Consider the following 3,821-nt stretch of genomic DNA (forward strand, 5'->3'; position numbering starts at 1 on the left):
GTCTGGCGCCTTACCGACCGTACAAGAACGACATCTCGGTGCGTATCGGCGCCGTGCCGGCTTTCCTGCACGAGATGCAAGCCTTGCTTGCGGCCGAATATCCTTCCATGGAAGTCGTCTGGTTTGGACATATCGGCGACGGTAACCTGCACATCAACGTGCTCAAGCCCGAATCGCTCGACGCCGCCGCGTTTATCGCTCAGTGCGAACATGTGACCAAGCTGCTGGCCGCAACACTCAAGCGTCACGGCGGCAGTATCTCGGCCGAGCACGGTATCGGGCTGGTCAAAAGGCCTTATCTGGAGAGCACGCGTACGGCCGCAGAGATTGCCTTGATGCGGCAGGTCAAACAGGTGTTCGACCCGCTTCAGCTCATGAATCCAGGCAAGCTCTTCGAATAATATCGTGGTTTTCTGACGGGGCTTGTCTTACCCGTCAATTTTTCTTTTTATTGTTTTAACCATGCAGGCCGCACCGCGGCTGATTTTCATTAAAAGGATTGCCATGAGCCAGAATCGCCGCTCCCTGTATCCCGAGATCGAGCCATTCGATAGCGGCATGTTACAGGTTTCGCCTTTGCATACGCTGTATTACGAACAGAGCGGCAATCCTGGCGGCAAGCCGGTAGTGTTTTTGCATGGCGGTCCAGGCGGTGGTGCGAACAGCAAGTGTCGGCGCTTTTTCGATCCAGCGGTTTATCGCATCGTGCTCTTCGACCAGCGCGGCTGTGGTCGCTCCACGCCGCATGCCGAACTGGAGGGCAACACGACCTGGGATCTGGTTGCCGACATCGAGCGGCTGCGCGAGCATCTGGGTATTGCGCGTTGGCAAGTATTCGGCGGCTCGTGGGGTTCCACGCTTGCGCTGGCTTATGCGCAGACGCATCCGGACAAAGTTGCCGAGTTAGTGTTGCGCGGCATCTTCATGCTACGTCGCTGGGAACTGGAGTGGTTCTACCAGAAGGGCTGCGACGCCTTGTATCCGGACGCTTGGGAGACGTATCTGAGTGTTATTCCCGAGGTCGAGCGCGGCGATCTGATGAGTGCATACCATCGCCGCCTGACCGGTAGCGATGCCGGGCAACGGCTGGAAGCGGCGCGTGCCTGGTCGGTCTGGGAGGGCGCGACGAGCTTTCTTTATCAGGACGAAGGCCATATCGCTTCCAGTGGCGAAGACGAATTCGCGCTGGCGTTTGCGCGTATCGAATGCCATTACTTCGTCAATGGCGGCTTCTTCGAGCATGACGATCAACTGCTGCGTCATGTCGAGCGCATCCGCCATATTCCGGCGGTAATCGTGCAGGGGCGTTATGACGTTGTGTGTCCGGTGCGTAGTGCCTGGGATCTTCATCGCGCATGGCCGGAAGCCGATCTACGTATCGTGCAGGATGCAGGACATTCGGCGTTCGAGCCTGGAATCACGCACGAGCTGTTGGAAGCGACCGATCGCTTTCGTGCTTGATGAGGCTTCCAAGCAAGCCTATGCCAGTAACGAGGCTGCTATTTCTGTGACGCGTATGTAGCGACTGGAGGGGGCCTCGAAAAGCGTGGCGTGTCTGTTGCGTGCAAGGCTGCCCCCTCACCCCAACCCTCTCCCCCGGCAAGCCGGGGGAGAGGGCGCCGACTGCGGCGAATCTCGGTGTTTCGCACTTGCGTAACTTGCTCCTTCCTTGGTTTACAGGGGAGGATTGGCGTGGGGTAAGTACTTCCGTAGCTTCCCGCAAGAACCCGCCTCTGCAAGACAGTTGCTCTCCCCTGGCAAAGCGATGGGAGAGGGAGCAGGCTGCGCAAGTACGAAACACTGAGGCTTGCCCCAGTCAGGCTCCCTCTCCCCTGGCTTTGCCGGGGGAGAGGGTTGGGGTGAGGGGGTAACCTCGCATGCAGAACGCGACGTAAGGTTTTTAGAAGTTCCCTTCAGTCGCGACGGCGCGGAGCGCTATCGAACAGTATTCGATACCCGCTGACGAAGCTACGAAAAAGCCACGCCCCTTGCGGGGCGTGGCTTTTTTAGTTGGAGCGGGATGGGCGGTCAGTCGCGGCGATCGTGGTCATCGTCGCGGTCATGACCGTGGTTATCATGACCGTGGTGGCTGTCGTCATGATGAGCATGCTCGTCATGGCCGCCATGGCCATGGTCATGCGAGTCGAACAGACCCGGTGCGAACAAATCGACCACAAAGCCGTCATGGTCGGATGCACCGATGGCCTTGGTCCAATCGGTTGCATTGGCTGCGTCGGCTTCGGTCTGCACCGGCGCATCGAGGTCGGCACGACCGTACTGCATCCGGATGAAGCGCAGCTTGGCGACCTGGTTCAACAGAGCATGGTCGAGCACCTGCACCGTTGGCACTTCGCGACCGGAATTACCCGAGCCTGCTGACGTGTAACCCTGGATCTGACCGAAGTTCTCGGTAAACAGGAACGAATAGCGATCGTTCTCCGGTATCGAATCCACCGCATTCCACAGCGACGGCTGGACAATGTTCTTGCCGAGCTTGAGCTGATTCTCGCTGTCCTTGTACTTGCCGGAAATCAGACCCACGACATCCACCCAGCCGTCACTGAACTGATAGGCGTTGAAGTCACCGACGACCATCAGCGGCTGCCAGGGCGCAGCAGTTTGCAATGCCTGCACCTGATGAGCCAACGAGGTGGCCTGGAGGAAGCGCTTCTGGCGATCGCGCACGGCGGTGTCGTTGTCCTTGTCGACATTGGTACGTGCCTTTGGATGAACCGAGATTACCTGGAAGCGGATGCCGCGCGCCTCGGCGGTGAGCAATAGCGGCGGATGGTCGTGCACGAACGCGGTCTGACCGTCGTCGAGCCAGGTTTCATCGGCAGCCAACTGGCGTACCGAAAGCACCTTGACGCGATCGTTGCGTACCAGGAAGCCCACGTTGATACCGCTGGGATCGTGACCGGGAATCAAATAGGCCGTGTACTTGGCGCCGTAGTCAGCGCCCAACTGCGTGGCCAGGCCTTGCAGGATGGGTAGGCTCTTGACCTCTTCCACCGAGAGCACATCGGGCAGCTTGAGAACACTGCCGATATAAGCGGACAAGCGCTGCGTCTTCAGAATTACTTCCGCCGGCGTCGGTTCGCTACTATCGCCACTGCACGTAAAGGTGGTGTTGAAATCGCTGTCGCAGAAGCGCTCGGTATTGAATGCACCGATACGCAACGCATACCGCGGGGTGGGCGATACCGGGTTCGGCATCGGCGCCGCATGCTTGATGGCGATCGAGGTCGGGATGAACGTATAGGCACCGAAGTCGTACGAGATAATGCCTTCGGCGCGGAAAGTGGTCCCTGCGATAAACGGCGTGTTGACCGGAACCGCACCGAAATCGGCGGTGTTCATCTTGAACACTTCCGGGTTGCCGCTCCAGTTGGGCAATTGCACGCCAGCAGGGACCGGCACGCTGAAGCGCACCCCCGGCAGGCGCAGCGAACGCTTGCCATTGGCCGTGATGCTGACCTCTGCAAAAGGCTCGCCGCTGAAGCGCTTGTTGCCCGTGTTGATCATGCCGTTCTCGATCAGCACGCGCATGCCCACGAAGCACTGGAAGTTGGTGTCGCCGCAGGACAGCTTGTCCGGATCGGAAGAGGGCGTCGAGGCATCGAATACCACCGGTGCCGGCAGTCGCGCACGATGACCGATCACAGTGACCGTCGGGTTTTCCAGTTCCGGCAGGTTGAAGAAGTTACCCACGGAAGCATCCACGTTTACCACGTCGCCGACTGCAACTGTCGGCGCGGTCGAGGTGAACACATAGATGCCGTTGGAGGTGAGCTTGTCGTTGTCCGCACGTGCATCCGGTG

General features: G+C 59.2%; 2 protein-coding genes and 1 pseudogene. 2 read left to right on the forward strand and 1 reads right to left on the reverse strand.

The genetic code is table 11. The annotated features are described in order from the left end of the window. Both VIM98_RS17815 and pip read left to right on the forward strand, forming a co-directional pair. The coding region (locus tag VIM98_RS17815) for an FAD-binding oxidoreductase (RefSeq protein ID WP_331994446.1) at window positions 1-401 on the forward strand (401 nt) is incomplete at its 5' end. A gap of 103 nt (window positions 402-504) precedes the next feature. After that, entirely contained in the window at window positions 505-1,461 is a 957-nt protein-coding gene (gene pip, locus VIM98_RS17820) for a prolyl aminopeptidase (RefSeq protein ID WP_331994447.1), read from the forward strand. Window positions 1,462-2,028: 567 nt separating this feature from the next. Here pip and VIM98_RS17825 read toward each other — a convergent pair. Then, window positions 2,029-3,821, reverse strand: a pseudogene (locus VIM98_RS17825) (hypothetical protein); the annotation flags it as partial.

Source organism: Dyella sp., assembly GCF_036568765.1.
In the GTDB taxonomy this organism is placed as follows: Bacteria; Pseudomonadota; Gammaproteobacteria; order Xanthomonadales; family Rhodanobacteraceae; genus GSA-30.

Bases quoted from the DNA above. Each gene is read 5' to 3' on its own strand.
- pip (WP_331994447.1), top strand. From the start codon at position 505: ATGAGCCAGAATCGCCGCTCCCTGTATCCCGAGATCGAGCCATTCGAT.